The organism is Rhizobacter sp. P3_B12 (assembly GCF_056402895.1).
Genome location: NZ_JBFUGN010001031.1, coordinates 1 through 2119 on the forward strand (window position 1 = coordinate 1; position 2119 = coordinate 2119).

Annotated in this window: 3 protein-coding genes; 2 read left to right on the forward strand and 1 reads right to left on the reverse strand. The window is 67.3% G+C overall.

Going from position 1 to position 2119, the window contains the following annotated elements:
• Nucleotides 1–44: 44 nt before the first annotated feature.
• Nucleotides 45–1322: an ABC transporter substrate-binding protein gene (locus AC1D01_RS31640; protein ID WP_477873473.1), complete on the reverse strand. Its 1278-nt coding sequence runs from the start codon at nucleotides 1320–1322 to the stop codon at nucleotides 45–47.
• Between the two features lie 269 nt (nucleotides 1323–1591).
• Here AC1D01_RS31640 and AC1D01_RS31645 point away from each other — a divergent pair, with 269 nt between their 5' ends.
• Nucleotides 1592–1870: a hypothetical protein gene (locus tag AC1D01_RS31645; protein WP_477873474.1), complete on the forward strand. Its 279-nt coding sequence runs from the start codon at nucleotides 1592–1594 to the stop codon at nucleotides 1868–1870.
• Nucleotides 1871–1875: 5 nt separating this feature from the next.
• Nucleotides 1876–2119, forward strand: a 244-nt coding sequence (locus tag AC1D01_RS31650) for a methylglyoxal synthase (protein ID WP_477873475.1), incomplete at its 3' end; no start/stop codon positions are given.

Below are 2119 nucleotides of genomic sequence, written 5' to 3' on the forward strand. Positions count from 1 at the left end.
GGCCGGCGAGCCACAGCCTCCCCACCCGCGCCTTTGCCAGCGCCTCAGTTCCAACGACCTCCACGCCCAATCTGATTCAGGCGCTGATCCAACTTGGCAACGGCCTCCTCGGGCTTCGCACTGCGCGACAGAACCTCATGCGCCGCGTTCCAGAATTCGTTGCTGACCTGGTTGTAGCGCGAAGCCGTCACCGTGGCAGGCCGAGGCACCGCGCTCGCGAAGGTACCGGCCAACTGGCTCATGAACGGATTGGCGGCCACCACGTCCTTGTCCTGGTAGAGCGTCGAGACCGTCGGGTTGAACGAGCCTTTCAGCGCCCGCTCCTTCTGCACCTCGGCGCTGGTCATGTACATCACCAGGTCGGCCGCCAGCGCCGCGTTCTTCGAGTACTTCGACACCGCCAGCTGCTGGCCGCCCAGCGCCGCTGCGTTCGAGCCCGCCTCGCCACCCTTCGGCAGCACCGCCACGCCCACCTTGTTCTTGATCGGGCTGTCGTCGCGCTGCGCCAGCGACCAGGCGTACGGCCAGTTGCGCATGAAGACCGCGTTGCCGGCCTGGAACACGCCGCGCGATTCCTCCTCGGCATAGTTCAGCACCGCCGTCGGCGAGATCGTGCCGACCCACGAGGCCGCCATCGCCAGCGCCTTCGACGTCGCCGGGTTCTTCACCGACACCTTGCCCGCCGCGTCGACGATCGTGCCGCCGCCATAGCTCGACACCCACTCCAGCGCATTGCAGGTCAGCCCCTCATAGGCCCGGCCCTGCCACACGTAGCCCCACATCTTGTCGTTGCCCGCGGCACGCTCGGCCGACTGGATCTTCTGCGCGGTGTCGGTCAGCTGCTCCCACGTGACCGGCACCTTCAGGCCGTGCTTCTCGAGCAGGTCCTTGCGGTAGTACAGCAGCCCCGCATCGATGAACCACGGCATCGCGACCAGCTTGCCCTGCACGCTGCCATTCGCCACCATCGACGGGAAGTGCGTCTTCTCGACACCCTTGCTGTACGGCTTCAGGTCCAGGAAGTGCGAGCCGAGAATGCCCGGCCACACCACGTCGACCTGGAACACGTCGATCTTGTCCGATTGCGACCCCAGCACCTGCTGGTACAGCGCCAGCCGCTCGCTGGCATCGTTCGGCGTGGACACCACCTCGACGGCGTTGCCCGATTTCTTCGCCCAGGCCTCGGCCGCGCTCTTGCACAGCTCGAGCTCCTGGCCGACCGCCCCGCACGAGATCTTCAGCGTCGCGGCCTGCACGGTCGCCGTCGCGATCAACGAAAAGCCGGCCGCAGCCAGCGCCAGCATCAGGCGTCTTTGCATCATCGTTTGTCTCCATCTGTTGTGGTCCGGGCCGGCTCGGGTCCGGCTCCTGGGCGGCATTACAGCGGCCACCCGCCCGGCCAGGATGTCGACCGTGAACGACACCCCTGCTGGTTCTGTCATCTTTGAAACATGGCGACAGTGGGCGGACGGCAGCAATCCACGCATCCCCCGAACGAAGGTGTCACGCCGTGCGCACGGCCGCCCGCCACTGGCTACCATGGCTCCCACGCGTTCGCCCGTGCGGATGCATGAACGCTTGAGGCCACCCCGTGTTTGAAACCATCTTCGCCGGCACCGTGCTCCTGGTCTGCGCCATCCTGCTGGTGCGCCTGACGCTCAGCGTGCGCCGACGAATGCAGTTCGATTTCATGATGCAGCGCTGGTGGGCCACGCTGGCCGGCAGCTGGCTGCGGCTGTGGCGCTGGCCCGGCGCGCGCCGTGAGGCGAACCGTGAAGCACGCGACGCGATCGAGCGCGCCCGCGGCGGCGAATGGGACGGCAACGTGTACCGCCCGAAATCGTTCCGCAAGCCCCGCAAACCGCACTGATGTTCATGACCGACACCATTTCTGCCACCCCGTCAGCCCCGCCGCCCCGCATCGCCCTGATCGCCCACGACCACAAGAAGGACACGATGGTCGAGCTGGCCCGCGAGTACCTGGACTTCCTGCAAGGCTGCACGCTGGTCGCGACCGGCACCACCGGCAGCCGCCTGCAGGATCAGCTCGGGCTGACCGTGCAGCGCATGCTGAGCGGCCCGCTCGGCGGCGACCTGCAGATCGGCGCGAAGCTCGCCC